At 74.8% G+C, this 25,397-nt stretch carries 21 protein-coding genes; 18 read left to right on the top strand and 3 right to left on the bottom strand.

Annotated features, from left to right (window positions below; translation table 11 throughout):
- Positions 1 to 10 precede the first annotated feature (10 nt).
- Genes IE99_RS0100965 through IE99_RS0100955 form a run of 3 tightly spaced genes read right to left on the bottom strand, consistent with a single transcriptional unit; the run spans position 11 to position 4,831 of the window.
- Entirely contained in the window at positions 11 to 2,500 is a 2,490-nt protein-coding gene (locus IE99_RS0100965) for a transglutaminase TgpA family protein (RefSeq protein ID WP_037558429.1), read from the bottom strand.
- Between the two features lie 8 nt (positions 2,501 to 2,508).
- Complete coding sequence (locus IE99_RS0100960; protein WP_051711746.1) at positions 2,509 to 3,807, bottom strand: DUF58 domain-containing protein; 1,299 nt, start codon at positions 3,805 to 3,807, stop codon at positions 2,509 to 2,511.
- Between the two features lie 4 nt (positions 3,808 to 3,811).
- Positions 3,812 to 4,831, bottom strand: coding sequence for an AAA family ATPase (locus tag IE99_RS0100955; protein ID WP_084219225.1), 1,020 nt, complete (start codon positions 4,829 to 4,831; stop codon positions 3,812 to 3,814).
- Positions 4,832 to 5,313: 482 nt separating this feature from the next.
- Here IE99_RS0100955 and mraZ point away from each other — a divergent pair, with 482 nt between their 5' ends.
- The 18 genes from mraZ to IE99_RS0100865 all read left to right on the top strand — a co-directional run bounded on the left by mraZ (position 5,314) and on the right by IE99_RS0100865 (position 25,228).
- The gene (mraZ, locus tag IE99_RS0100950; RefSeq protein WP_030144934.1) at positions 5,314 to 5,745 is read left to right on the top strand and encodes a division/cell wall cluster transcriptional repressor MraZ; all 432 of its coding nucleotides are present in this window, start codon (positions 5,314 to 5,316) and stop codon (positions 5,743 to 5,745) included.
- A gap of 247 nt (positions 5,746 to 5,992) precedes the next feature.
- On the top strand, positions 5,993 to 7,012 hold the full coding sequence (gene rsmH / locus IE99_RS0100945) for a 16S rRNA (cytosine(1402)-N(4))-methyltransferase RsmH (RefSeq protein ID WP_030144933.1): 1,020 nt from the start codon (positions 5,993 to 5,995) through the stop codon (positions 7,010 to 7,012).
- Positions 7,009 to 7,779 (top strand): cell division protein FtsL, encoded by a 771-nt coding sequence (gene ftsL, locus IE99_RS32570; RefSeq protein ID WP_211258693.1) that lies wholly within the window; start codon positions 7,009 to 7,011, stop codon positions 7,777 to 7,779. The genes rsmH and ftsL overlap by 4 nt, the downstream gene beginning before the upstream one ends.
- 476 nt (positions 7,780 to 8,255) lie before the next feature.
- On the top strand, positions 8,256 to 9,974 hold the full coding sequence (locus tag IE99_RS0100935) for a peptidoglycan D,D-transpeptidase FtsI family protein (protein WP_483852546.1): 1,719 nt from the start codon (positions 8,256 to 8,258) through the stop codon (positions 9,972 to 9,974).
- 81 nt (positions 9,975 to 10,055) lie between these two features.
- Positions 10,056 to 11,582: a UDP-N-acetylmuramoyl-L-alanyl-D-glutamate--2,6-diaminopimelate ligase gene (locus IE99_RS0100930; protein ID WP_030144930.1), complete on the top strand. Its 1,527-nt coding sequence runs from the start codon at positions 10,056 to 10,058 to the stop codon at positions 11,580 to 11,582.
- Entirely contained in the window at positions 11,579 to 12,973 is a 1,395-nt protein-coding gene (locus tag IE99_RS0100925) for a UDP-N-acetylmuramoyl-tripeptide--D-alanyl-D-alanine ligase (protein ID WP_030144929.1), read from the top strand. Before IE99_RS0100930 ends, IE99_RS0100925 begins: the two co-directional genes overlap by 4 nt.
- Positions 12,970 to 14,031, top strand: a complete 1,062-nt coding sequence (mraY, locus tag IE99_RS0100920; protein WP_030144928.1) for a phospho-N-acetylmuramoyl-pentapeptide-transferase — start codon at positions 12,970 to 12,972, stop codon at positions 14,029 to 14,031. The genes IE99_RS0100925 and mraY overlap by 4 nt, the downstream gene beginning before the upstream one ends.
- Positions 14,013 to 15,464, top strand: coding sequence for a UDP-N-acetylmuramoyl-L-alanine--D-glutamate ligase (murD, locus tag IE99_RS0100915; RefSeq protein ID WP_051711744.1), 1,452 nt, complete (start codon positions 14,013 to 14,015; stop codon positions 15,462 to 15,464). Before mraY ends, murD begins: the two co-directional genes overlap by 19 nt.
- Positions 15,465 to 15,468: 4 nt before the next feature.
- Positions 15,469 to 16,725, top strand: a complete 1,257-nt coding sequence (ftsW, locus tag IE99_RS0100910; RefSeq protein ID WP_030144926.1) for a putative lipid II flippase FtsW — start codon at positions 15,469 to 15,471, stop codon at positions 16,723 to 16,725.
- Positions 16,726 to 16,765: 40 nt separating this feature from the next.
- Positions 16,766 to 17,848, top strand: a complete 1,083-nt coding sequence (murG, locus tag IE99_RS0100905; protein WP_030144925.1) for an undecaprenyldiphospho-muramoylpentapeptide beta-N-acetylglucosaminyltransferase — start codon at positions 16,766 to 16,768, stop codon at positions 17,846 to 17,848.
- Positions 17,845 to 19,251, top strand: coding sequence for a UDP-N-acetylmuramate--L-alanine ligase (gene murC / locus IE99_RS0100900; RefSeq protein WP_030144924.1), 1,407 nt, complete (start codon positions 17,845 to 17,847; stop codon positions 19,249 to 19,251). The genes murG and murC overlap by 4 nt, the downstream gene beginning before the upstream one ends.
- On the top strand, positions 19,248 to 19,937 hold the full coding sequence (locus tag IE99_RS0100895) for a cell division protein FtsQ/DivIB (RefSeq protein ID WP_037558427.1): 690 nt from the start codon (positions 19,248 to 19,250) through the stop codon (positions 19,935 to 19,937). The genes murC and IE99_RS0100895 overlap by 4 nt, the downstream gene beginning before the upstream one ends.
- A gap of 386 nt (positions 19,938 to 20,323) precedes the next feature.
- Positions 20,324 to 21,760, top strand: coding sequence for a cell division protein FtsZ (ftsZ, locus tag IE99_RS0100890; protein WP_030144922.1), 1,437 nt, complete (start codon positions 20,324 to 20,326; stop codon positions 21,758 to 21,760).
- The gene (gene pgeF, locus IE99_RS0100885) at positions 21,757 to 22,614 is read left to right on the top strand and encodes a peptidoglycan editing factor PgeF (RefSeq protein WP_051711743.1); all 858 of its coding nucleotides are present in this window, start codon (positions 21,757 to 21,759) and stop codon (positions 22,612 to 22,614) included. Before ftsZ ends, pgeF begins: the two co-directional genes overlap by 4 nt.
- An 8-nt stretch (positions 22,615 to 22,622) precedes the next feature.
- Complete coding sequence (locus IE99_RS0100880; protein WP_030144920.1) at positions 22,623 to 23,333, top strand: YggS family pyridoxal phosphate-dependent enzyme; 711 nt, start codon at positions 22,623 to 22,625, stop codon at positions 23,331 to 23,333.
- 103 nt (positions 23,334 to 23,436) lie between these two features.
- Positions 23,437 to 23,982, top strand: coding sequence for a cell division protein SepF (locus tag IE99_RS0100875; RefSeq protein WP_030144919.1), 546 nt, complete (start codon positions 23,437 to 23,439; stop codon positions 23,980 to 23,982).
- 21 nt (positions 23,983 to 24,003) lie between these two features.
- Positions 24,004 to 24,288, top strand: coding sequence for a YggT family protein (locus IE99_RS0100870; protein WP_030144918.1), 285 nt, complete (start codon positions 24,004 to 24,006; stop codon positions 24,286 to 24,288).
- Between the two features lie 49 nt (positions 24,289 to 24,337).
- Positions 24,338 to 25,228 (top strand): DivIVA domain-containing protein, encoded by an 891-nt coding sequence (locus IE99_RS0100865; RefSeq protein WP_030144917.1) that lies wholly within the window; start codon positions 24,338 to 24,340, stop codon positions 25,226 to 25,228.
- Positions 25,229 to 25,397 lie beyond the last annotated feature (169 nt).

Here is a 25,397-nt window from a genome sequence, read left to right as displayed (position 1 = left end):
TCGGACCACGTCAGGGACGGCGGCGCAGGCGGCCCGGCAGCGCGTTCACGCGGTCGGCGAGGCCGCCGAGCCGCCGTGCCGCGGCCCCGGCCCGCTCGCCGATCCGCGCCGCCCGGTCGGCGGCGCCGCGCGCCGACTCCCGAGTCTGCGCGACCGTCGAGGGCGGCAGCAGCCGCGCCCGCCACCGCGTCCGGCGGCCCACGGACGCCGCGAACGCCTCCCGCACCGTCCGGACGTCCGTCCTGAGCCGCTCGGCGGGCTCGGCCGGGCGCGTCCGGGAGTAGCGGGCCAGCTCCTCCGCACGGGCGATCCGGCCGAGCGCCCGCGTCCCCTCCTCGTCCAGCTCCAGCAGCTCGCCGAGCCGGCGGGCCGCCGCCCTGGGCGAGTCGCTCGCCCGCCATTCGAAGCCGTGGTCGAGGGCGTCGGCGCGCATCTCCCGCCAGGCCGCGTGCGCCGCGACCGCCGGGGCCGGAGAGACCGCGCCGGGCGTCCCGCCCGTCCCGGACGGGGCGAGCACGGCCCAGCGGCGCCGCCGGGTCAGCGCCCGCACCACCATGGGCGCGGCGGCCAGCAGCGCGAGCAGCACCCCGGCCGCGAGCCACGGCACCATCGCGAACCCGTCGTCGCCCTCATCCCGCACGCCCGCCGGGCCGGTGTCGCCGCCGCCGTCGCGGCGCGGATCTGCGGACGCGCCCGGCGCCGCCGTCGGCTCGTCCTCGGGACCGGGCGCGCCGGGCTCGATGGAGCCCGCGTCGGGCTGCTGCGCGCCCGACCCGGTGGCGGGGCGGCTGTAGGGCGGCGCGACGGCGGTGCCCTGCCCGGCCGTGCCGGCGGGCGTCGGCTCGAACCGCACCCAGCCGGACCCCTCGAAGTACAGCTCCGGCCACGCGTGCGCGTCCCGCGACCGGACCACCCACTCGCCGGGCCGGACCTGCGTCCCCGGCGTGTAGCCCATCGCCACCCGTGACGGGATGCCGAGGAGCCGCGCCATCAGCGCGAACGACGCGGCGAACTGCTCGCAGTAGCCGCGCCTGCCGCGCAGCAGGAAGTCGGCCAGGTCGCTGCCGTGCTGCGGGGCGGGCGCCGACAGGTCGTAGAGGAAGCCGCCGGTCTCGGTGAACCAGCGCTGCAGCGCGACGGCCTGGCCGTGCGCGGTCGCGGCGTCCGCCGTGATGTCGCCCGCCAGGGCGCGGATCTCCGGCGGGACGTTCCGCGGCACCGCAGTGTACAGCGACACGATCTCCGCCGGGTAGTTCCCGGCGGTGGCGAGGTCGCCCGCCGTCGGCCGCGCCCGGACGCTGCGCACCGTGTAGGAGCGGCCGCCCGCCGAGTCGCGCAGCGAGTACACCATCCTGGACGGGGCGTGCACGCGCCAGTCGCCCTCGACCGAGACCCGCTCGGGCGCGTACGGCAGCGGCAGGAACGTCATGTTCCGCACCTCCGGCCGCACCCGCACCCGCGTCGTCACCTGCCGGGTCCGCACCAGCCCCAGCCCCGGCGGGCGCGGCAGCGCCCGGCCGCGAAGGCGGTCCTTGCCGCTGCTCTTCAGGGCGCTGTAGGTCCAGCGGTCGCCGTCGAACCGGTCCAGGGCGTACAGCCGCAGGTAGTCGGGACCGTCGGGGTCGTCACTGCGGTAGGTGAGGACGATGGAGTCGTCCAGCCGGGTCAGCTCCCGCTTCAGGCTGACGAGCGGATCGGGGGTCGTCACGGTCTGCGCGCCGCCGCCTCCCTCGCCGTCGCCGCCCAGCCCGAACATCCCGCGCGGCTGGAGCCCGGGGACCAGGGCGGGCACCAGGACCGCGACGGCGACGGCGGCGCACGCGATCCGCCACCCGCGCGCGGCGAGCCCGCCTCCCCGCGGCCCGGCGGCGGGCGGCTCTTCCGGCTCCGTGCCCGCCATCGGGACGTCGCCGGACCAGGGGGCGGACCCGACGAGCCTGCCCCAGCCGCCGACCTGCTCGCGCGCGTCCGCCATCAGCAGCGCGAGGAAGCCGAGCGCGCCGAGGCCGAACGCGGCCCAGCCGGCGCCGTCCTCGCGGACCGCGGCGGGCACGCTGTACATGGCGAGCAGCGGCAGCCCGGCGGGCGCGGCGCGCCGCAGCCGGACGGCGAGGAGGTCGACCAGGACGGCGACCAGGCCGACCCCGCCGGCGGCGAGCAGCGCGATCCCGGGGACCAGCGGCACCGGGGCCGCGTACCGGTTCGCGGCGTGCCAGCCGTCCGCCGCGACCTCGCCGAGGTACCGCAGCGACGCGGGCGAGGGGATGATCCCGAGCCAGGACTGGGCTCCCGCGTGCACGGCGTTCAGGTAGAGGAGCAGGGCGGCGAGCCCCAGCAGCGGGTTCAGGACGGCCGGCAGCCGCAGCCGCCGCGCGAGCATCCCGCCGCCCCCCACGGCGATCACGGAGCCGAGCGCCCCCCAGAGCCAGCCGCCTTCCGCGAACAGGGGGTAGAGGCCGACCGCGCCGGTGAACGTCGCGACCCCGGCCATGACCGTCATCCGCGTCCTCATACGGCGCCCCCGGTTCCCGGCCCGACCCCCGACCCGTCCCGGACCGGGGCGTGGCCGCCCGGAGCCGCGGTGTCCGCGGGGCGGCCCGTGCCGGCCCAGGCGGCGGCGAGTTCCGCCGCCGACCGGACGGTCACGACACGCCAGCCGCCCGCGCGCAGCAGGCCCGCCGCCTCCTCGTCCGCGGCCGGGCCGACCAGTACCGCGATGCAGGCGGCGCCGCCGCGCCGGGCGGACGCCACCGTGCGCGCCTCGTCCGCCGTCAGCGTGCCGAAGACCGCGACGACCAGCCCGGCCGCGGCCTGCCCCGGGCCGAGGGGGCCGCGCAGCGCGCCCAGCCCGCGGGCCAGCGTCCGCTCCCCGGAGCGGCGGACGACGGCGAGAGCGTCCAGCAGCAGTCCTTCGAACGCGCCGTCCAGCGAGGCGGCGGGGGAGAGGATCTCGCCCTTGTCGGTGACGTACCGCAGGTTCATGCCCGTCCGGACGAGGTGGCTCCCCACGGACGCGGCGGCCGACACCGCCTGCTCGAACGAGCCCGAGGGCCCGTCGCCCCAGTGCGCGGAGCGCCGCGTGTCGAGGAACAGCGTCCCGCTGCTCTGCCGGTGCTGCTCCTCGCGCCGCACCATCAGCTCGCCGCGCCTGGCGGTCGACCGCCAGTGGACGCGCCGCAGGTCGTCGCCGTGCCGGTACTCGCGGGGCGCGACGTCGTCCTCCCCGGCGGCCGACACGGCGTGCGCGAGGCTGTCGCCGCCGCCGGTCCAGGCGCCGGCGAGCCGCCCGGCGGGCAGCGGCACGATCTCGGGCGTGACGGTGAGCGTGTCGGACAGGCTGAACGAGCGGACCAGCTCCACCATCCCGAACGGGTCGGTCAGCCGGACGACGAGCGGCCCCACCCGGAACCGGCCCCGCACGTCGGAGCGGATCCGGTAGCCGATCTCCCGGTGCGCGCGCGGATGGATGCGCTCCAGGACGAACCGGGCCCGGCCGCCGAGCGCGTACGGCACCCGGTCCTCCACCATCAACAGCCCGCTCGGCAGCAGCGACACGTTCTCCAGCCGCAGGTCGACGCGGGCCTCGTGGCCGACCGGCAGCCGCGCCGGGTCGAGCCGGCGCGCGCACGCCAGCCGGTACCGGGTCCGCGACACGGCGAGGGTGCACAGCAGCGGCAGCACGAGGACGAGCACGCCGGCGCGCAGCAGGTCGCGCTCGCCGAGCACGAACGCGCAGACGATCGCGGTCGCCCCGGCGGCGACGAAGGACCGTCCGCGGGTGGTCAGCCCGGCCAGCGCGCGCCTCAACCGGTCACTTCCCGGGGCCGGGGACCGGCAGCCGCCGCACGAGGTCGGCGACGACGTGCTCGGGGTGGCGCCGCTCCACCTGCGCCTCCGCCGTCGGGAGGAGGCGGTGGGCGAGGACCGGGACGGCGAGGTCCTGGACGTCGTCGGGCACGACGTAGTCGCGGTCGTCGAGCGCCGCGTACGCGCGGGCCGCCCGCACCAGGTGCAGGGTGGCCCGGGGGGAGGCGCCGAGCCGCAGGTCGGGATGGGTTCGGGTGGCGGCGACGAGGTCCACCGCGTACTGCTTGACGGGCGCGGCGACGTGCTGGCGCCGCACCACGTCGATGAGCTCGCGGACGTCCTCGGCGTGCGCGACGGGGGCGAGCCGGTCGAGGGGGGACGCCTGCCCGTGGGTCTCCAGCATCTCCAGCTCGGCGGACGCGTCGGGGTAGCCCATGGAGATGCGGGCGGTGAACCGGTCGCGCTGCGCCTCCGGCAGCGGGTAGGTGCCCTCCATCTCGATGGGGTTCTGCGTGGCGATCACCATGAACGGGCGCTCCAGCCCGTAGGTGACGCCGTCCACCGTGACCTGGCGCTCCTCCATGCACTCCAGCAGCGCCGACTGCGTCTTCGGGGACGCCCGGTTGATCTCGTCGCCGACGACGATGTTCGCGAACACCGGGCCCGGCTTGAACTCGAACTCGCGCAGTTCCTGGTTGTAGGCGCTGACCCCGGTGATGTCGCTCGGCAGGAGGTCCGGGGTGAACTGGACGCGCCGCACCGAGCAGTCGACCGAACGGGCGAGGGCCTTGGCGAGCATCGTCTTGCCGACGCCCGGGACGTCCTCGATGAGGACGTGCCCCTCGGCGAGCAGGACGGTCAGCGCGAGCCGCACCACCTTCGGCTTGCCCTCGATCACGGACTCGACGGCGTCCCTGATCTTGTTGGCGACCTGGGCGAGCCCGTCGAGATCGCGGCCTCCGCCCCGCCCGCCCTGGTCGCGCCGGGCGGCGGGGCCCCGGTGCGGCGGGGGGTCGGTCTCCATGAAGGAATCGCCGTGCGTGCCTACTGCCACCAAACCCTCCTCAGCCGTCCGGCGGCGCGGTGTGTCGTCGGCCCGTACCGGGCCCGTCGCCTGCCCCGAGGACGCCTCCGCGAGCCGGTTCGGCGATCGAATCGCCCGCCTGAACGACAGTACGTCGTCAGGAAGCCGTCTGCGATGTTCCCGGGGAACGGGTGCCCATTGTGCTCCACCGGGACGCCGTGCACATACCGGCCGGGACACCACTTCCCCCCACCGCCCGCCCCGGATCCGTCGTCCGGCGCGTTCCGGGGCGTCCGGGGGCCGCCGGGCGGGGCGCGGGGGGCGTCCGCCGCCCCACTCCGCACCACCCCGTCTGACCTGCGTCTTTTCTGTCGATCTTGTCGTGCGGAACGTGTTTTCCTTGTTGACGGTGGGGAAGAGTGGAGTAGAGTGGGGCGCCGTGGGGAGCGGTAGCGCCCCATGCGGCGCGGGAGGTGGGGCCGGTGTTCCTCGGCACCCATTCACCGCGCCTCGACGACAAGGGACGGCTGTTCCTGCCGGCGAAGTACCGCGAGGAGCTGTCGGGGGGATTGGTGATCACGAAGGGCCAGGAGCGCTGCCTGTACGTCTTCCCCATGGCGGAGTTCCAGCGGATCACCGAGGCTCTGCGTGCCGCGCCGGTCACCGAGAAGGCGGTCCGCGCCTACAGCCGCGTGTTCTTCGCGAGCGCGTCGGACGAGGCCCCCGACAAACAGGGCCGCATCACGATCCCGCCGCCGCTGCGCGCCTACGCGGGCCTGACCCGCGAGTGCGCCGTGATCGGCGCCAACACGCGCCTGGAGATCTGGGACGCGAAGGCCTGGGAGTCCTACCTCGAGCAGGAGGAGCAGGCGTTCGCCGAGGTCTCGGAGGAGGTGTTGCCAGGGATCCTCTGAACTGACGACTCGTCGGTCCGACGACCGGCCTACGGCCCACGTTCGGCCAGGTCTCCAGCCGCTCTCCAGCCAGCTGGCGCAGCTTCCCCGGTGCCAGACGGCGACTTCCGCGGACAACGCGGTGCACTTCCTCCAGGGCAGCGGATGGGGACCTGGCCGGGCGAGGCCGCCGCCGGGGGCGCGGGGCGGTCCGGACGCGACGATGCCACACAGTCCGCGAGCGAGGTGGCACACCAGGGGGTGGACCATGAACGTGGGAGACCACGCTGCCGAGGCCGGTCACGTACCGGTCATGCTCGGTCGCGTCCTGGAGCTTCTGGCGCCCGCCGTGCGGGTCACCGGCCGCGCGCCGGTCTATCTCGACGCCACGCTCGGCATGGGCGGCCACGCGGAGGCGATGCTGGCCGCGCATCCGGGGCTGCGCCTCCTGGGCCTCGACCGCGACACCGTGGCGCTGGAGCGCTCCGCCGGGCGGCTCGCCCCGTTCGGCGACCGGGTCACGCTGGTGCACGCCGTCTACGACGAGCTCCCCGACGTCCTCGCCCGCACGGGCATCGACCGCGTCGACGCCGCCCTTTTCGACCTCGGCGTCTCCTCCCCGCAGCTCGACGAGGCCGACCGCGGGTTCGCCTACTCCTACGACGCGCCCCTCGACATGCGGATGGACCGCACCCAGAGCCTCACCGCGGCGGAGGTCGTGAACGGCTACCCGCCGGCGGAGCTCGCCCGGATCCTGCGCGAGTACGGCGAGGAGCGGTTCGCCCAGCGGATCGCCGCGGCGATCGTCCGGGAGCGCGAGCGCGCCCCGCTCGACTCGACCCGCCGGCTCGCCGACCTCGTGCGCACCTCCATCCCGGCCGCGACGCGGCGCACCGGCGGGAACCCGGCTAAACGGACCTTCCAGGCGCTGCGCATCGAGGTGAACGGGGAACTCGACACCTGGCGGCGGGCGCTGCCCGCCGCGCTCGACGCGCTGCCGGTCGGCGGCCGCGTCGTCGTCCTCAGCTACCACTCGCTCGAGGACCGCATCACCAAGCAGGTCCTCACCGCGCAGACCGCCGACACGACGCCGCCGGAGCTGCCCATCCCGCTTCCCGACCACGCGCCGCGGTTCCGGCTGCTGACGCGCGGGGCGGAGCTGCCGTCCGGCGACGAGACCACGACCAACCCACGGGCCGCGTCGGTGCGGATGCGCGCCGCCGAGCGGATCCGTGCGGCTCATCCCGGGGGCTGTGGGGGCTCGACCTCCCACAAGGAGATCTCATGACCACGACGACCAGACGGCCGCCGCCGGCGGCGCGCCCGAAGAAGCGCCGGGCCCCGGCGCCCGAGCCGGCCCGGGGGACGGCCGATCCGGCGCCCGCGGCGGAGCCGGACGAACGCGGGCGCAGGGCGCCCCGCAAGACCCGCGCCCCGAAGACCATCGCGCCCGCGTCCGAGACCGGCGCGCCGAAGGGCGCCGCCTCCAAGGGCGCCGCGACCAAGAGCGCGGCGTCGAAGGGCACCGCGACGAAGGACACCGGGTCCCAGGGCGCCGCGTCGCGGAAGGCCGCCTCCAAGGGCACCGCCGCGACCAGTGCCGCGACCAGGAGCGCCACATCCAAGGGCGTCGCGCGGGCGGGGCAGCAGGCGCCGCCGCGGACGCCGTTCGTGCTGCTCATCGTGGCGCTGCTCGGCGGGGCGCTGGTGAGCCTGCTGCTGCTCAACACCGTTCTGGCCGAGGACGCGTTCACTCTGACCCGGCTGCAGGAGAGCAACAAGCGCCTGGAGCAGCAGCGCCAGGCGTACCAGGAGGAGATCGCCCGCGAGGAGTCCCCGGCGCAGCTGGCGGCGAAGGCGCGGGCCCTCGGCATGCGCGAGGCGGAGCGCCCGGCGTTCATCGACGGCACCACCGGCCGGACCACCGGCGGCGACCTGCGGCCGGTGCCGGCTCCCGCCGCCGCGGCGGCGGGGGCCGCTGCGGTCGTGGGCGTCCCCGGCACCGTGGTGCCCGGTGACGGCGTGCCGCCCGCCGGCACCGGGCGGGCGCGGTGACGAAGGGCCCGGGACGCGGGTCCAACGGCCCTCCGCCCGGCCGCCGCCGCGGATCGCCGGGACGGGGCTCGCGGGGCGCGGGCGGCCGGGACGACAAGAACGGCCCGGGCGCGGCGCGCGCGTCCGGGCGCACTACCGGGAACCCCCCGCGCCCGGCGGGGGGACGTCCCGACGGCACCGGGCGCGGCGCCCCCCGCGGCGGCCCCGCCCGGCGGCCGTCCCGGACGGGGTCGCCCGCCCCGCGCAAGAGCGGGGCGGGCGCCGGCCAGGCGGCCAAGAAGACCGCCGACACCAAGCCGGAGAAGCGGCCCGAGCGCAAGACGGAGCGCAAGCCCGCGCGCAGGACCGCGAAGAAGGCGGTCAAGGGCGCCGGGAGCGGCCGCCCGCCGGGCGGGCGGCCGCCCCGGAGACCCGGGCCGCGCCGCGACCGGGCGCGCAGCAGGCGCCCGCGCGTCCCGTTCCACCGCCGCGACCCCCTGAAGCGGCTCAACATCGGGCTGCTGGCGATCGCGTTCGTGCTGTCGCTGTTCGCCGGACGGCTCGTCCAGCTGCAGACCATCGAGTCGGACAGCTATGCCGCGCAGGCGATGCGGCAGCGGCTGCACAAGATCGAGCTGCCCGCCGGCCGCGGTGAGATCACCGACGCGCAGGGGCATCCGCTGGCGATCACGGTGGAGGCCCGGGGGATCTTCGCCGACCCGTACGTGATCAAGCCGGAGAAGCGGCAGGCGATCGTGAACGCGCTGGCGCCGACGCTGGGCCTCGACCCGGCCCAGCTGATGAAGCTGATCAGCACCCCGAAGAGCCGGTTCGTGATGCTGGCGCACGGGATCCCGCCCGCGCAGGCGCGGCTCATCCTGTCCTGGAAGTTCCTCGGTATCGGGACGGTTCCGGAATACCGCCGCGAATACCCCAACGATTCGCTGGGCGCGAGCGTCATAGGTTTCGTGAACGGAGCGGGAGAGGGCGCCGCCGGGCTCGAGCACACGATGAACGGAGTGCTCGCCGGCCGGGACGGCTGGCAGCGGGTGGAGATCAGCCCCGAGGGCCAGCACATCCCCATGGGCGAGGACCAGAAGCGCCCGGCCGTGCCGGGCCGCGGCGTCCGGCTCACCCTCATGCGCGACCTCCAGTTCAAGGCGCAGGAGGCCATCGAGAAGCAGGTGAAGGCGTCGGGCGCCCGCAGCGGCACCGTCATCGTGGTGGACCCGCGCACCGGCAAGCTCCTCGCGATGGCGTCCGCCCCCGGCTTCGACCCGAACCGCTACGGCGAGTCGAGGCCGGGCCTGTGGGGCAGCCCGCTCGTCCAGGACGCCTACGAGCCCGGCAGCACCGGCAAGGTCGTCACCGCCGCCGCCGTCATGGAGCACGGCGGCGTCACGCCCGCGACCGAGTACGTCGTGCCGGACGAGGTCGCCAAGTACAACCTCGTCTTCCACGACTCCCACAAGCATCCGCCGGAGCGGCTGACGTTCGCCGGGGTCCTGGCGACGTCCAGCAACGTCGGCACCATCATGGCGAGCGAGAGCATCTCGTCCCAGCGGCTCTACCAGACCCTCCGCGAGTTCGGGTTCGGCGAGAAGACCGGCCTGCCGCTGCCCGGCGAGACGGCGGGGCAGCTCAAGCCGCCGCAGCAGTGGTCCGGCACCGACCGGTACCCGATCGCGTTCGGGCAGACGGTGTCGGTGAACGCCGTGCAGATGGCGAGCGTCTACGCGACGATCGCCAACGACGGCGTGCGGGTCCGGCCGACGCTCGTCGAGGGCACCGTCGGCGAGAACCAGAAGTTCACCCCGGCCGCCCCTCCCGAGCGGCGGCAGGTCATCAGCGCCGGCACCGCACGGCAGATCCGGGACATGCTCGAAGGCGTCACCACCAAGGAGGGCACCGCCCCGCTCGCGCAGATCCCGAACTACCGCGTCGCGGGCAAGACCGGCACCGCCGAGAACGTCAACCCGCGCACCGGCCGCTACCAGGGCGGCGGCTTCACCGCCTCGTTCGCCGGGTTCGCCCCGGCCGACGACCCGCAGCTCGTCGTGCAGGTCGTGCTGCAGAACCCGACCCGCGGCAGCCACTATGGTGGCGACGTCGCCGCACCCGTCTTCCGGGACGTGATGAGCTTCGCGCTGCAGACCCGGAAGATCCCGCCGACGGGGAGCGAACCGCCGATCGTCAAGATCTACGCCGGAGGCTGACTCCAGCGAGTACCCTCACTCGCCGTGAGTCCACCACCCGCGTCCCGCCCGTCCCTTTCCGCCCGCACCGAAAGAAACGCCATGCGCCCCACCACGAACCCGGCCCGTCCGCTGAGCGGGCTCGCGGCGGTCCTCGGCCTCGGATGGGACGAGCGGGACACCACGGCGGTCACCGGCATCACCCACGACTCCCGCGCGGTCCGCCCCGGCGACCTGTACGCGGCGCTGCCCGGCAGCAACGCGCACGGGGCGCGGTTCGCGGCCAAGGCCGCGGCGGCGGGCGCGGCGGCGATCCTCACCGACCCGGAGGGGTACGAGGAGGCCGCGGCGACCGGGCTGCCCGTCCTCGCCGTGGCGCGGGTCCGCGACCGCCTCGGCGCGGCGGCGTCCTGGGTGTACGGCGACCCGGTCGGCGACGTCATGGTCATCGGCGTCACCGGGACGAGCGGCAAGACCACCACCGTGTTCCTCATCGAGTCGGGGCTGCGCGCCGCCGGGCTCGCGACCGGCCTCGTGGGCGGCGTCGAGATCCGGGTCGGCGGCGACCGCGTGCCGAGCGCGCTGACCACCCCGGAGGCCACCGACCTGCACGCGCTGTTCGCGATGATGCGCGAGCGCGGCGTCGGCGCGGCCGCGATGGAGGTGTCGAGCCACGCGCTGGAGCAGGGACGCGTCGGCGGCGCCCGCTACGAGGTCGCGGTGTTCACGAACCTGTCGCAGGACCACCTCGACTACCACCCCACCATGCAGGACTACTTCGCCGCGAAGGCCCGGCTGTTCACGCCGGAGTACGCCCGGATCGGCGTGGTCAACCTCGACGACCACTACGGCCGCGAGCTGCTCGCGATCGCGACGATCCCCACCACGACGTTCTCGGCGACGGGCGACCCGGCCGCCGACTGGCGCGCCGACGACGTCCGGATCGGCACCGGCGGCAGCGCGTTCCGCGTCGTCGGCCCCGGCGGCGTCGAGGCGGACGCGCGGGTCGGCCTGCCCGGACCGTTCAACGTGGCGAACGCGCTCGCCGCGATCGTCGCGCTGGTCGAGGCCGGGATCACGCTGCAGGCGGCGGTGCGGGGCGTCGCGGAGCTGCCCGGCGTCCCCGGCCGGCTGGAGCGCGTCGACGAGGGCCAGGACTTCACCGCGCTCGTCGACTACTCGCACAAGCCCGGCGCGGTCGAGGCCGTGCTGACGGCGCTGCGCCGCGTCACCACCGGATCGCTGGCGATCGTGCTCGGCTGCGGCGGCGACCGCGACCGCGGCAAGCGGCCGCTGATGGGCGAGGCCGCGGTCCGGCTCGCCGACATGGTGTACTTCACCGACGACAACCCGAGGTCGGAGGATCCGCTCGCGATCCTCGCCGCTATGGTCGAGGGCGGGCTGAAGGTGCCGCAGCCGGAGCGCGCGCACATCGTCGTGGAACCCGACCGCGCCGCCGCGATCGACCTGGCCGTCGGCCGGGCCCGTCCGGGCGACGTCGTGGTGGTCGCCGGGAAGGGCCACGAGCAGGGCCAGTACGCCGCCGGAGAGGTGCACCCGTTCGACGACCGCAAGGTCGTCCGCGCGGCGCTGCGCCGACGTAGGAGAGGGGACGGGACGCAGGCGTGATCCCACTTGCGCTGTCGACGATCGCGGAGCTCACCGGGGGAGCGGCGCACGGCGCCGGCCCCGCGCTCGAGGTGAGCGGCCCCGTGGTGGTCGACTCCCGCGCCGTCGCGCCCGGCGCGCTGTTCGCGGCGCTGCGCGGCGAGCGCGCCGACGGGCACGACTTCGCCGCGGCCGCGCTGGCGGCGGGCGCCGCGGCGGTGCTCGCCGACCGCCCCGTCGACGGCCCGCACGTCCTGGTCGGCGACGTGCAGAAGGCGCTCGGCGACCTCGCGCGCGGCGTCCTCGCCCGGCTGCCGGACGTGACCGTCATCGCCGTCACCGGTTCGGCGGGCAAGACCTCCACCAAGGACCTCATCGCGCAGCTCGCCGAGCGCGCCGGCCCCACCGTGTGGCCGCCGGGCTCGTTCAACAACGAGATCGGCCTGCCGCTCACCGTGCTGCGCGCCGACGAGACGACCCGCCACCTCGTCCTGGAGATGGGCGCGCGGGGGATCGGCCACATCGCCTACCTGGCCGGCATCGCGCGGCCGGACATCGGCGTCGTGCTGAACGTCGGCACCGCCCATGTCGGAGAGTTCGGCTCCCGCGAGGCGATCGCGCGGGCGAAGGGCGAGCTGGCGGAGGCGGTGCCGCCCGGCGGGACCGCCGTGCTGAACGCCGACGACCCCCTCGTCGCCGCGATGGCGTCCCGGACGTCCGGCACGGTCGTGACGTTCGGCCGCGCGCCCGGCGCCACGGTCCGCGCCGCCGACGAGACACTCGACGAGCGGGGCCGGGCGAGGTTCACCCTGGTCACCCCGGAGGGGTCGGCGCCGGTGGCGCTGCGGCTGCACGGCGCGCACGCGGTCGCGAACGCGCTCGCGGCCGCCGCGGCGGCGCGCGCGGCGGGCCTGCGCACCGACGGGATCGCGGCGGGGCTGTCGGCGGCGGAGCCGGTCAGCCGGTGGCGGATGGAGGTCACCGAGCGGACCGACGGCGTGACCGTCGTCAACGACGCCTACAACGCCAACCCCGACTCGACGCGCGCCGCGCTCGACGCCGCCCTGCACATGGCCCGCGGCCGCCGCGCGTACGCGGTCCTGGGCGAGATGGCCGAACTCGGTGCCGCCGCTGTGGCGGAACATGCCAAGATCGGGCAGCATGTCGCGCGCAGCGGATTCGCCGGGCTCGTGGTGGTCGGGGCGAACGCGGCGCCCATGGCGGACGGGGCCCGGCAGGTGGCCTCATGGACGGGAGAGTGCGTACAGGTGGATGACGTCGGCGCGGCCGTGACCGCGCTCAGCGAGCGGCTCGCGCCGCGAGACGTCGTACTGGTGAAGGGCAGCCGGGTGGCGGGCCTCGAGCGGGTGGCGGAGCGGCTGCTCGCCGGCGAGGCGGAGGCCGGCCGATGACCAACATCATCCTGGCCGCCGGGGTGGCCCTGATCTTCGTGATGGTCGGCACCCCGGTGTGGATCCGGATCGTCAACCGGCTCGGCTACGGGCAGATGATCCGCGACGAGGGGCCGGAGGCCCACCTCACCAAGCGGGGCACCCCCACGATGGGCGGCACCGTCTTCATCGTCGGGTCGCTCGTCGGCTACGCGGTGGCGCACCTCGTCACCGGCACCCCCCCGACGGTGTCCGGCCTGCTCGTGCTGTTCCTCATGACGGGCCTCGGGTTCGTCGGGTTCGTGGACGACTACATCAAGGTGTTCAAGCAGCGCAGCCTCGGCCTGCGCAGCGGCGCCAAGATGATCGGGATCGTCCTGGTCGGCGTGGTCTTCGCGGTCGCGTCGCTGAACTTCCCCAACGGCTACGACATCACCCCCGCCTCCCCGCACCTGTCGTTCCTGCGCGACTTCGGCCCCTCGATCGGCCCGTACCTGTTCGTGGTGTGGGCGCTGCTGCTCATCGCGGCCATGTCGAACGGCGTCAACCTCACCGACGGGCTGGACGGCCTCGCCGCCGGCCCGGCCGGCATGGTGCTCGCCGCGTACGTGATCATCGGCAACTGGCAGCTGCGCAACAGCTGCTACGACTTCGCGCTCGCCCCCGGCTGCTACAGCGTCCGCGACCCGCTCGACCTCGCCGTGGTCGCCGCGGCCGTGCTCGGCGGCGTGTTCGGCTTCCTGTGGTGGAACGCCCCGCCCGCGAAGATCTTCATGGGCGACACCGGCTCGCTCGCGCTCGGCGGCGTCCTGGTCGGGCTCGCGATCCTCACCCGCACCCAGTTCCTGCTCGCGATCCTGTGCGGCCTCATCGTGATGATCACCCTCTCGGTGATCATCCAGGTCGGCGGGTTCAAGATGACGCGCAAGCGGGTGTTCAAGATGGCGCCGCTGCAGCACCACTTCGAGCTGTCGGGCTGGGCCGAGACGACGATCGTCGTGCGGTTCTGGCTGATGTCGGCGACGTTCACCGCGACCGGCCTCGGCCTGTTCTACCTGGAATGGATGCCGAAGCAGTGACCACCTGGGACGGGCTGCGCGTCTGCGTGGCCGGGCTCGGCGTGTCCGGCGTGCCCGCCGCCCGCGTCCTCGCCGCGCGCGGCGCCCGCGTCACCGCCGTCGACGCCCGCGACGACGAGGAGCGCCGGGAGGTCGCCGCCGAACTGGAGGAACTCGGCGTCACCGTCCGGCTCGGCGACGGGGAGACCCTGCCGGAGGGCGTCGACCTGGTCGTGACGTCGCCGGGCTGGCGTCCGGACGTCCCGCTGCTCGCCGCGGCGGCCGCCGCCGGCATCGAGATCATCGGCGAGGTCGAGCTGGCCTGGCGGCTGCGTCCCGCGGACGCCGCGCCGTGGCTCTGCGTCACGGGCACGGACGGGAAGACCACCGTCGTGCGGATGCTGACGTCCATGCTGACCGCCGCCGGCCACAGGGCCCTCGCCGTCGGCAACGTCGGCACGCCCATCGTCGAGGCGGTCCGCGAGGGGTACGACGTGCTCGCCGTGGAGCTGTCCAGCTACCAGCTGCACTGGTCGAGCTCGCTGCGGCCCTTCGCCGCGACCGTCCTGAACGTCGCGCCCGACCACCTCGACTGGCACGGGACCATGGACGCCTACGTCGGCGCCAAGGCGAAGATCTTCGCGCCCGGCACCATCGCGGTCTGCAACGCCGAGGACGCCACGTCCACCGCGCTCGCCGAGCGGGCCGAGGGCGCCGCGGGCCGCGCCGGCTTCACGCTCCGGGTGCCGCGCCCCGGCGAGCTCGGCGTCGTCGAGGACGTCCTCGTCGACCGAGCGTTCACCGCCGACCCCACCCGGGAGGCGTGCGAGCTCGCCGGGCTCGCCGACGTGCGGCCGTTCGCGCCGCACAACGTCGCCAACGCCCTCGCCGCGGCCGCCCTCGCCCGCGCCTTCGGGGTGCCGGCGGAGGCCGTCCGGGAGGGGCTGCGCGCGTTCGTGCCCGACCCGCACCGCATCCAGCACGTCGCGGAGATCGGCGGCGTCACCTACGTCAACGACTCCAAGGCGACCCAGCCGCACGCGGCCGCCGCGTCGCTGTCGGCGTTCGAGCCCGTCGTGTGGATCGCGGGCGGGCTGCTGAAGGGCCTCGACGTCGACGACCTCGTCCGCACCGCCGCCCCCCGGCTGCGCGGCGCGGTGCTGCTCGGCCGCGACCGGCACCGGATCGCCGAGGCACTCGCGCGACACGCCCCGGATGTCCCCGTCGTGGACGTCCCCGACACCGACACTGGGGCCATGGACCGCGTCGTCACCGAGGCCGCCCGGCTCGCCCGTCCGGGCGACACCGTGCTGCTCGCCCCCGTCGGGGCGTCCTTCGACATGTTCGCGAACTACCCCGCCCGCGGCGAGGCGTTCATGGCCGCCGTACGGCGGCTGGAGGCCGCCGCCGGGCGGCCGGAGGGCGGCGGGGCGCCCGGCCGGGACGCGGGGTAGCCCGGTGGCCGCCGTGTCCGTGGAGAAGGAGGACGGCGGTCGGGCCGGACCGCGCGAGCAGGTGGCCGCCGCGGTCGGGCTGCTCGACCGCCCCCTCACCTCGTACTACCTGGTGCTGGGCTGCTCCATCATGCTGCTCGCGCTCGGCCTGACGATGGTGCTGTCGGCGTCCAGCGTGCAGCAGCTCCAGGCGACCGGCTCGGCGTACACGCTGTTCCAGAAGCAGGCGATGTGGATGGCGATCGGGCTGCCCGGCATGTGGCTCGCGTCCCGGCTCCCGGTCCGGACGTTCCGCGCGCTCGCCTACCCGCTGCTTCTGCTGTCGGTCGTCGCGCTCGTCCTCGTCCTCGTCCCCGGCCTCGGGCGCAGCGCGGGCGGCGCGACCCGATGGATCGACGTCGGGCCGCTGCAGATCCAGCCGTCCGAACCCGCCAAGCTCGGCCTCGTGCTGTGGGGCGCCGACCTGCTCGCCCGCAAGGAGCGGCTCGGGCAGCTCACCGAATGGCGGCCGCTGCTGGTACCGCTGCTCCCGGGCGCCGGGCTGCTCGTCCTGCTGGTGATGCTCGGCAGCGACCTCGGTACGACGCTCGTCCTGCTGACCATCTTCCTGGCGCTGCTGTGGGTGGTCGGCGCGCCCGGACGGCTGTTCATCGGCATCGCCGGGCTCGTCTGCCTGCTCGTCGCGATCCTCATCGTCGTCGAGCCGTACCGGATGGCGCGGGTCACCGGCTTCCTCGACCCGTCCGGGAACCGGCTCACCACCAACTACCAGGGCATCCAGGGGCTGTTCGCGATCGCGTCCGGCGGCCTGTTCGGCACCGGCCTCGGCGAGGGCCGCGCCAAATGGGACTTCCTCCCGCACGCCGAGACCGACTTCATCTTCGCGATCGTGGGGGAGGAGTTCGGCCTCGTCGGGACGCTCGTCGTGCTGAGCCTGTTCGGCCTGTTCACCTACGCGGGGCTGCGCATCGCGCGGCGCGTCAAGGACCCCTTCACCCGGCTCGCCGCCGCCGGCACCACCGCCTGGATCGTCGTCCAGGCCATCGTGAACATCGGCGCCGTCATCGGCGTCCTACCCATCACCGGAATCCCGCTGCCGCTCGTCTCCTACGGCGGGTCGGCGCTGATCCCGACGCTCATCGCGCTCGGGATGCTGCTCGCGTTCGCCAAACGCGAGCCCGGCGCGCGGCAGGCTCTGTCCGCGCGCGGCCCCGGACCGGTCGCGCGGGCTCTAAGCTGGCTGGGCCTGGCCCGGCGGTGAATCCCCCCGAGTCGAACACGCTGAGGAGTTGTCAACGAGCATGAGGGTTGTCCTGGCCGGCGGCGGCACCGCCGGACACATCGAGCCCGCCCTGGCCCTCGCCGACGCGCTGCGCCGCAACGATCCGAGCGTCGGCATCACCTGCCTCGGCACCGAGCGGGGCCTGGAGACCCGGCTCGTCCCGCAGCGCGGCTACGAGCTCGCGCTGATCCCCCCGGTCCCGCTGCCCCGCACGCTGACCCCGCAGCTGCTGTCGGTCCCCGGCCGGCTGCGCGGCGCGATCAACGCGGCGGCGAACGTCCTCGACCAGGCGCAGGCCGACATCCTGGTCGGTTTCGGCGGGTACGTCGCGACGCCCGGCTACCTCGCCGCCCGCAAGCGCAAGGTGCCGATCATCGTGCACGAGGCCAACCCGAAGCCGGGCCTGGCCAACAAGCTCGGCGCCCGGTTCACCGAGCACGTCGCGGTGTCGCACGCCGACTCCCCGCTGCCGAACGCGACGTTCGTCGGGATCCCGCTGCGCCGCGAGATCGCCACGCTGGACCGGCTCGCGATGGGCGACAAGGCGCGCTCCTACTTCGGCCTCCTGCCCGACCTGCCCACCCTGCTGATCTTCGGCGGGTCGCAGGGCGCCCGGTCGCTGAACCAGGCCGCGGTCTCCGCCGCGCCGTACTTCCGGCAGGCGGGCGTCCAGGTCCTGCACATCGTGGGGCCGAAGAACACCGAGGAGCCCGAGCCGGCGCCGCCGGGCGGCCCGCAGTACGTCACGATCCCGTACTGCGACCGGATGGACCTCGCGTACGCGGCCGCCGACATGGCGATGTGCCGCGCGGGCGCGATGACCTGCGCGGAGCTGACCGCCGTCGCGCTGCCCGCGGTGTACGTGCCGCTGCCGATCGGCAACGGCGAGCAGCGGCTGAACGCCGAGCCGATCGTCGCGGCGGGCGGCGGCATGCTCGTCGACAACGCCGAGATGTCGCCCGACTGGATCGCCCGGAACCTGCTGCCGATCCTCGGCGACCCCGCGCGGGTCGCCCAGATGTCGGAGGCCGCGGGGCGGATGGGGCGGCGGGACGCCGACGTGGCCCTCGCCCGGATGGTGTACGACGTGGTCCGCGGATGAGCCTGATCAGTCCCGGGGAGGTCGTCCCGGCCGAGGAGCTCGGCCGGGTCCACTTCATCGCGATCGGCGGCGCCGGCATGTCGGGCATCGCCCGGATCATGCTGCGCCGCGGCATCGCCGTGTCCGGCAGCGACGCCCGCGACTCCGAGCTGCTCGGCACCCTCGCCGCGCTCGGCGCGAAGGTCGACGTCGGGCACGACGCCGCGCACCTCGGCGAGGCCGACACGGTCGTGGTGTCCACCGCGATCCGCGACACCAACCCCGAGCTCGTCGCGGCGCGCGAGCGGGGGCTGCGCGTCCTGCACCGGTCGGCGGCGCTCGCGTCGCTGATGGCCGGGCGCCGGGCCGTCGCGGTCGCCGGGACGCACGGCAAGACGACCACGACGTCGATGCTGACGGTCGCCCTCCAGCACGCGGGCGTGGACCCGTCCTACTGCATCGGCGGCCGGCTCGTCACGACCGGGCTCGGCGCCGACGAGGGGACCGGCGACGTGTTCGTCGCCGAGGCCGACGAGAGCGACGGCTCGTTCCTGATGTACACGCCGAGCGTCGCGGTCGTGACGAACGTCGAGGCGGACCACCTCGACAACTACGGCGGGTTCGAGCGGGTCAAGGAGAACTTCGCGCTGTTCGTCGACCGGATCGAGCCCGGCGGCACCCTCGTCGTCGGCGCCGACGACCCGGTCGCGATGGAACTCGCCGGACGCGCCCGCGCCCGCGGCCTGGCCGTCCTGACGTACGGCGAGGCCGAGGGCGCCGACCTGCGCGTCACCGGCTACACCCCGCGCGGCCTCGGCTCCCGCTTCACCGTCGAGGGGTCGGGCGGCGTGGCGCTCGGTGTCCCCGGCCGGCACAACGCCCTCAACGCGGCCGCCGTCGTCGCCGTCGCCCGCGCCCTCGGCGTGGACGAGGCGCGCGTCCGGGAGGGCCTCGCCGGGTTCGGCGGGGCCATGCGGCGGCTGGAGGCCAAGGGCGCGGCGGGCGGCGTCGAGGTGTTCGACAGCTACGCGCACCACCCGACCGAGGTCACCGCCGACCTGGAGGCCCTGCGCGGCTACCTGGACGAACAGGGCGGGGGCGGGCGGATCGTCGCGGTGTTCCAGCCGCACCTCTACAGCCGCACCCGGTTCTTCGCCGCCGAGTTCGGCGCGGCCCTCGGGCTCGCCGAGATCGCGGTCGTCCTCGACGTGTACGGCGCCCGCGAGGACCCGGAGCCCGGCGTGACCGGCGCCCTCATCGCGGACGCGGTCCCCGCCGCGACCCTGACGCGCTATGTGCCCGTCCGGGACGAGGTTCCCGGTGCGGTCGCGGACGTGGCCCGTCCCGGCGACATCGTCGTCACGCTCGGCGCGGGGGACGTGACGCGGCTCGGGCCGCGGATCCTGGAGCGGCTGGACGGATGAGCGCGGGGGCCGGCCGGTGGAAGGTGGCGTTCGTCACCCTCCTGGTGCTCGGCGTCCTCGGCGCCGTGACCTGGGTGTTGCTCGGGTCGCGGCTGCTCGTCGTCCGGACCGTCGAGGTGGCGGGGACGGAACTGGCGTCACGGGACCGGGTCCTGGCCGCCGCCGGGGTCCGGCTCGGGCGGCCGATGGCCAGGCTCGGGACCGGCGGCGTCGAGGCCCGGGTCGAGCGCCTGCGGGAGGTCGAGTCGGCGGCGGTGGAGCGGCGGTGGCCGACCACCGTCCGGATCACGGTGCGCGAGCGCGTTCCGGTGGCGGTGTTCCTGCGCGCCGGCCGGTACCACCGGATCGACCGGCACGGGGTCACGGTGGCGGACGGCACGGCCCGCTCGCCGGGGCTGCCGACGCTCACCGTCGCCGCGCCCGGCCCGTCCGATCCGGCGACGCTGTCGGCGCTGCGGGTGCTGACGGACCTGCCCGGACCGCTGCGCGGCCAGGTCGCCGCGGTGGAGGCGACCGACCGCGCGGACGTGACCCTGCACCTCGCCGGCGGGCCGACGGTGCGGTGGGGGCCGCCGGAGCGCGCGGCCGAGAAGATCCGTCTGCTGGACGCGCTGCGGCGCACGGCGGCGGGCCGCGCGCTGCGCACCGTGGACGTGTCCGCGCCCGAGGTCGTCAAGACCCAGTGAGGGTCCCGTGCGTGTGTCGCGGCGCTTCCCGTCGCCCGATGGGGCACGCTGGAGGAAGGTCGGACGGATGGACAGCCGCCGGGGGCTTCGCCCGCGGCGGGTCGTCCTTCGCCAACCAGGGCAACTCGTCCCCAGTGCGACACGCCGGTGGAGTTCGGGGGAGGTTAGTTGACCCTGGCGGTAAGGCCGCCCTACTGTCCGTATCAGTCCTCAGGTTGACATAACTGTAAGCCTCAAGTTGAGGGTGAGGGTTGGGATGGGCCGGGTCGGTTGACCGGGACCGCCCCGGCTCGCACACATGCACACAGGTCGGGAAACACCGCGGCGGCACGGTCGGCAGACCGGACCGGCCGGGTCGGATAGAGCGAGCGGAAAGGCCCCTCGTCGTGGCAGCACCGCAGAACTACCTCGCGGTCATCAAGGTCGTCGGCATCGGCGGCGGCGGCGTCAACGCCGTCAACCGGATGATCGAGGAGGGACTCAAGGGCGTCGAGTTCATCGCGATCAACACGGACGCCCAGGCGCTGCTGATGAGTGACGCCGATGTGAAGCTCGACGTGGGCCGGGAGCTCACGCGCGGGCTCGGCGCCGGCGCGAACCCCGATGTCGGCCGCAAGGCCGCCGAGGACCACCGGGAGGAGATCGAGGAGGTCCTCAAGGGGGCCGACATGGTCTTCGTCACCGCCGGTGAGGGCGGCGGCACCGGCACCGGCGGCGCCCCCGTCGTCGCGAACATCGCTCGCTCCCTCGGCGCCCTCACGATCGGCGTGGTCACGCGTCCGTTCAGCTTCGAGGGCAAGCGCCGCGCGATGCAGGCCGAGGCCGGCATCGAGACGCTGCGCGACGAGGTCGACACCCTCATCGTGATCCCCAACGACCGGCTGCTGTCGATCTCCGACCGTCAGGTCAGCGTCCTGGACGCCTTCAAGGCCGCCGACCAGGTGCTCCTGTCCGGTGTCCAGGGCATCACCGACCTGATCACAACGCCGGGGCTGATCAACCTCGACTTCGCCGACGTGAAGTCCGTCATGTCCGGCGCCGGGTCCGCCCTCATGGGCATCGGCTCCGCGCGCGGCGACGACCGCAGCGTCGCCGCCGCCGAGATGGCGATCTCCAGCCCCCTGCTGGAGGCCAGCATCGACGGCGCCCACGGTGTCCTGCTGTCCATCTCCGGCGGCTCCGACCTCGGCCTGTTCGAGATCAACGAGGCGGCGCAGCTGGTGTCCAACGCCGCCGCGTCCGACGCCAACATCATCTTCGGCGCGGTCATCGACGACGCGCTCGGCGACGAGGTCCGCGTCACGGTGATCGCCGCCGGATTCGACGAGGGCGGCCCCAGCAAGCCCGCGCCCGAACCCGAGGTCAAGCGGGTGCCCCCGCCGCCCCGCCCGGTCCCGCCGCCCGCCGCGCCCGCCAACCCCATCCCGAGCCGGGTCCGAAGCTCCGACCAGGCCGCCCCGCAGCAGCCGGTGCCGCAGCAGTCGGTGGCGCAGGCCGCCGCCGCGCAGCCGCAGGCCCCGGCCCCGCCGCAGCAGCGGTCCGAGCCGGAGCGCCCGCCGGCGCCCTCGCAGGACCAGGCACCGCCCGCCCGGAACGACCCCCCCGGACGCGACGAGAGCGCCCGCGAGGAGTCCCGGCCCGCCCCCTCCGGCGAGCAGGGCTCCGGCGGCGGCCGGGCGCCCGCGCCGCGGCCGTCCGCCGAGTCGCCCCCGTCCCGGGTCCACGCCGGCGAGAGCGACGGCGGCCCCGCCACCGGCGAGCGCCGCCGTCCCGTGGTGTTCGAGGACCCCGACGACCTCGACGTCCCCGACTTCCTGAAGTGATCACCACCGTCGCCCTGGGCGACGGCGTCGGCGCCGCCTTCACCGGCCGCGCCGGCGGCGTGAGCACGGCCCCCTACGACTCCCTCAACCTCGGCGGCGCGGTCGGTGACGACCCGGCCGCCGTCCGCGCCAACCGCCACCGCGCCGCCGCCGCCCTCGGCGTGGACCCGGCCCGCACGGTCTGGATGCACCAGATCCACGGCGCGAACGTAGCCTTCGTCACCACCCCCACGCCCCCGAACGAAACAGACCGCCCCCCCGCCCCCGACGGCGGCACGGCCGCCGGTCCCACCGCGCCCCCCGTCTCCGGTGCGACCGACGGGTTCGGGGGCGCTTCCGACGCTCGGGTGGTTCCCGGTGCGGGGGTGGCCGAGACCGATGCGGTGGTCACCACTGTGCCGGGGCTGGTGCTGGCCGTGCTCGTCGCGGACTGCGCGCCCGTGCTCCTCGCCGACCCCGTCGCCGGGGTGGTGGGGGCCGCGCATTCCGGGCGGCCGGGAACCGCGGCCGGAGTCGTGCCCGCGCTGGTCAAGGCCATGGCGGAGCGGGGAGCCCGCCCCGAGCGGATGACGGCCGCGATCGGGCCCGCCGCCTGCGGCCGATGCTATGAGGTGCCCGCCGCCATGCGGGACGAGGTCGCCGCAGTCGTGCCCGCCGCGTACGCGACCACGGCGCGGGGGACGCCGGGGCTCGACATCCGGGCCGGGATCGTCCGGCAGCTCGCCGCGGCGGGCGTGACCGGTGTGCGCGTCGACCCGCGCTGCACCATCGAGACGCCCGGCCTCTTCTCCTACCGCCGCGACGGCCGCACCGGCCGCTTCGCCGGCTACATCTGGCTCGAGGAAGACGCGTGACCGCACCCCTGACTCCCGACGAGCGCCGCGTGGAACTCGCCGGGAACCTCGCCGACCTCCGCGCGCGGATCGCGGCGGCCTGCGCCGTCGCGGGCCGGGACGAGCGAGAGGTCACCCTGATCGCGGTGACGAAGACGTTCCCCGCGTCCGATGTGCGGCTGCTGGCCGAACTCGGCCTCACCGAGGTCGGCGAGAACCGCGACCAGGAGGCCGGGCCGAAGGCCGCCGAGTGCGCCGACCTGCCGCTCACGTGGCACTTCGTCGGGAGCCTGCAGACGAACAAGGCGCGCTCGGTCGCGGCCTACGCGGACGTCGTGCATTCGGTCGACCGGGCCCGGCTGGTGACGGCCCTTTCGGGCGCGGCGGTGCGCGCCGGGCGGACGCTGCGCTGTCTCGTCCAGGTGTCGCTCGATCCGGAGGAGGCCGCGGGCCGGGGCGGGGCCGCGCCCGGGGACGTGCCCGCCCTCGCCGACGCGATCGCCGAGGCGGACGCCCTGGAGCTGGGCGGTGTGATGGCCGTCGCGCCGCTCGGAGCCGATCCCGCGCCCGCGTTCGCGCGGCTCGCCGGGATCGCAAATGAGGTGCGCGGGACGCACCCGTCCGCGACCATGGTGTCGGCGGGGATGAGCGGCGATCTGGAGCAGGCGATCGCGTGTGGCGCGACACACCTGCGGATCGGTACGGCGTTGCTCGGGGGCAGGCGGTCAATCGTCAGGTAATGTCCCCCCAGTGGTACCTGCCGGAACGCGGGCCCACGCAGAGGGACCAGTCCAGCGGCGCAGGGCGCGCCGGGTGCCGCGGCCACGGGACACGGAGGGGCGTATGGCCAGCGCGATGCGCAAGATGGCGGTCTACCTCGGCCTTGTGGAGGACGACCGCTACGACGACAAGTACGGCAGGTACGACGAAGAGGACGAGTACGAGCTGTACGACGAGGAGCCCGACACCGCTCCGGGGCGCCGCCGTGAGGACGAATCCGGCGGCCAGCTTACCCGAGCGGAGGACGCCGCGGACCGCGATCGCGATCATCACGGCGCGTCCGCGCAGGAGCGGCGTTCCGTGGCACTCTACGAGTCCGGTACCACCGACCTTGCGCGCATCACTACGCTGCATCCCAGGACCTACAACGAGGCGAGGACCATCGGGGAGCACTTCCGGGAGGGCACACCGGTGATCATGAACCTGACCGAGATGGTCGACAGCGACGCCAAGCGTCTCGTCGACTTCGCGGCGGGTCTCGTGTTCGGCCTGCACGGGAGCATCGAGCGTGTTACGAACAAGGTGTTCCTCCTGTCGCCCGCCAACGTGGAGGTGACGGCGGAGGACAAGGCCCGGATGGCAGAACGAGGCTTCTTCAACCAGAGCTGACAGCAACATGCGAGAGTGTCCGTGAACATCGTTGGTGAGATACTGCAGATCGTCCTGTATCTGTTCCTCCTCTTCCTGATCGGGAGGCTGATCCTCGAGATCCTGCAGTCCTTCGCCCGGCAGTGGAAGCCGACCGGGGTGGTGCTCGTGATCGCCGAGGCGATCTACACGGTCACCGATCCGCCACTGAAACTGCTCAGGCGTTTCATCCCGCCCGTGCGGCTGGGTAACGTGTCGCTGGACCTCAGCTTCACCGTCCTCTTCCTCGTGGTCTGGGTCATGATCATCTTCGTACGGGAGCTCTGATCGGATACCGTCCTTTGGGACAGACTCCAAGCGCGCCAAGGAGACGAACATGCCGCTGACACCCGCAGACGTGCGGAACAAGCAGTTCAGTACCACCAGGCTGAGGCCGGGGTACGACGAGGAGGAGGTGGACGCCTTCCTCGACGAGGTCGAGTCGGAGCTCGACCGCCTCATCCAGGAGAACGAGGAGCTGCGGGCCAAGCTGGCGGAATGCCTGCGCGGCAAGGTCCCCGCCATGGCGGCGCCCATCGTGGAGCCGAAGCCGGACATCCAGAAGATGCCCGAGCCGCCGCGGCCCGAGCCCCAGCCGCAGCCCGAGCCCGAGCCGATCCTCGGCGGCCTCGGCATGGGCTCCGCCCCCTCGGGCGAGGACAACATGGACACCGCCGCCCGCGTCCTCGCGCTCGCGCAGCAGACCGCCGACCAGGCGATCGCGGACGCGCGCCGCGAGGCCGACGAGACGCTGGGCCGCGCCCGCCGCGAGGCCGAGGAGATCCTCGGCAAGGCCCGCCGGCAGGCCGACCAGATCGTCAGCGAGGCCCGGTCCCGCGCCGAGGCCCTCGACCGCGACGCCCAGGAGCGGCACCGCCAGGTCATGGGCTCGCTCGTGCAGCAGCGCGAGGAACTGGAGCGCGAGGTCGACCACCTGCGCGCGTTCGAGCGCGAGTACCGCAGCCGGCTGAAGCTCTATCTGGAGGGCCAGCTGCGCGACCTCGAGGCGGGCAGCAACGAGACCGGCGCGTTCGCCGCCGTCCCGGCCGGCCCGCAGGGCGCTCCCCAGGCGGGTCCGCAGAACGCGCTGCCGCACGCGGAGAACCGCAACGGCACCGCCGGCCCGTCCCCGTTCCCGTCACCCGCCGAGCACACCCAGCAGGTGCAGCACTCGGCGACCGGTGCGTTCCACTCCGGCGGGGACAATCCGCCGCACGACCGGCGCTGAGCGGGGCACCGCAGGCGATAGTGTCTTCCCGTTCGCCGCGCCGGGGATGGCATCGCCGCCATCCCGGCGGCGGGCCGGTGGCCGCCCGCGCCGCGGGCCGGCCGGGGAGTACTGTGGCGTCGCCCACCGGGCCGGTACGACGGCCCGGGGCCGAGCGGTGTGTTGAACG

This window comes from Spirillospora albida, from assembly GCF_000718255.1.
GTDB lineage: Bacteria > Actinomycetota > Actinomycetes > Streptosporangiales > Streptosporangiaceae > Spirillospora > Spirillospora albida.
The sequence above is the reverse complement of the archived record's forward strand: the minus strand, read 5'-3'. Positions and strand labels throughout refer to the sequence as shown.

Excerpts from the sequence above, each read along its gene's own strand:
- IE99_RS0100965 (WP_037558429.1), bottom strand. The coding sequence starts at position 2,500 with ATGACGGTCATGGCCGGGGTCGCGACGTTCACCGGCGCGGTCGGCCTC.
- IE99_RS0100955 (WP_084219225.1), bottom strand. The coding sequence starts at position 4,831 with ATGGAGACCGACCCCCCGCCGCACCGGGGCCCCGCCGCCCGGCGCGAC.
- rsmH (WP_030144933.1), top strand. The coding sequence starts at position 5,993 with ATGAACGTGGGAGACCACGCTGCCGAGGCCGGTCACGTACCGGTCATG.
- ftsL (WP_211258693.1), top strand. The coding sequence starts at position 7,009 with ATGACCACGACGACCAGACGGCCGCCGCCGGCGGCGCGCCCGAAGAAG.
- IE99_RS0100930 (WP_030144930.1), top strand. The coding sequence starts at position 10,056 with ATGCGCCCCACCACGAACCCGGCCCGTCCGCTGAGCGGGCTCGCGGCG.
- mraY (WP_030144928.1), top strand. The coding sequence starts at position 12,970 with ATGACCAACATCATCCTGGCCGCCGGGGTGGCCCTGATCTTCGTGATG.
- murD (WP_051711744.1), top strand. The coding sequence starts at position 14,013 with ATGGATGCCGAAGCAGTGACCACCTGGGACGGGCTGCGCGTCTGCGTG.
- murG (WP_030144925.1), top strand. The coding sequence starts at position 16,766 with ATGAGGGTTGTCCTGGCCGGCGGCGGCACCGCCGGACACATCGAGCCC.
- murC (WP_030144924.1), top strand. The coding sequence starts at position 17,845 with ATGAGCCTGATCAGTCCCGGGGAGGTCGTCCCGGCCGAGGAGCTCGGC.
- IE99_RS0100895 (WP_037558427.1), top strand. The coding sequence starts at position 19,248 with ATGAGCGCGGGGGCCGGCCGGTGGAAGGTGGCGTTCGTCACCCTCCTG.
- IE99_RS0100875 (WP_030144919.1), top strand. The coding sequence starts at position 23,437 with ATGGCCAGCGCGATGCGCAAGATGGCGGTCTACCTCGGCCTTGTGGAG.
- IE99_RS0100865 (WP_030144917.1), top strand. The coding sequence starts at position 24,338 with ATGCCGCTGACACCCGCAGACGTGCGGAACAAGCAGTTCAGTACCACC.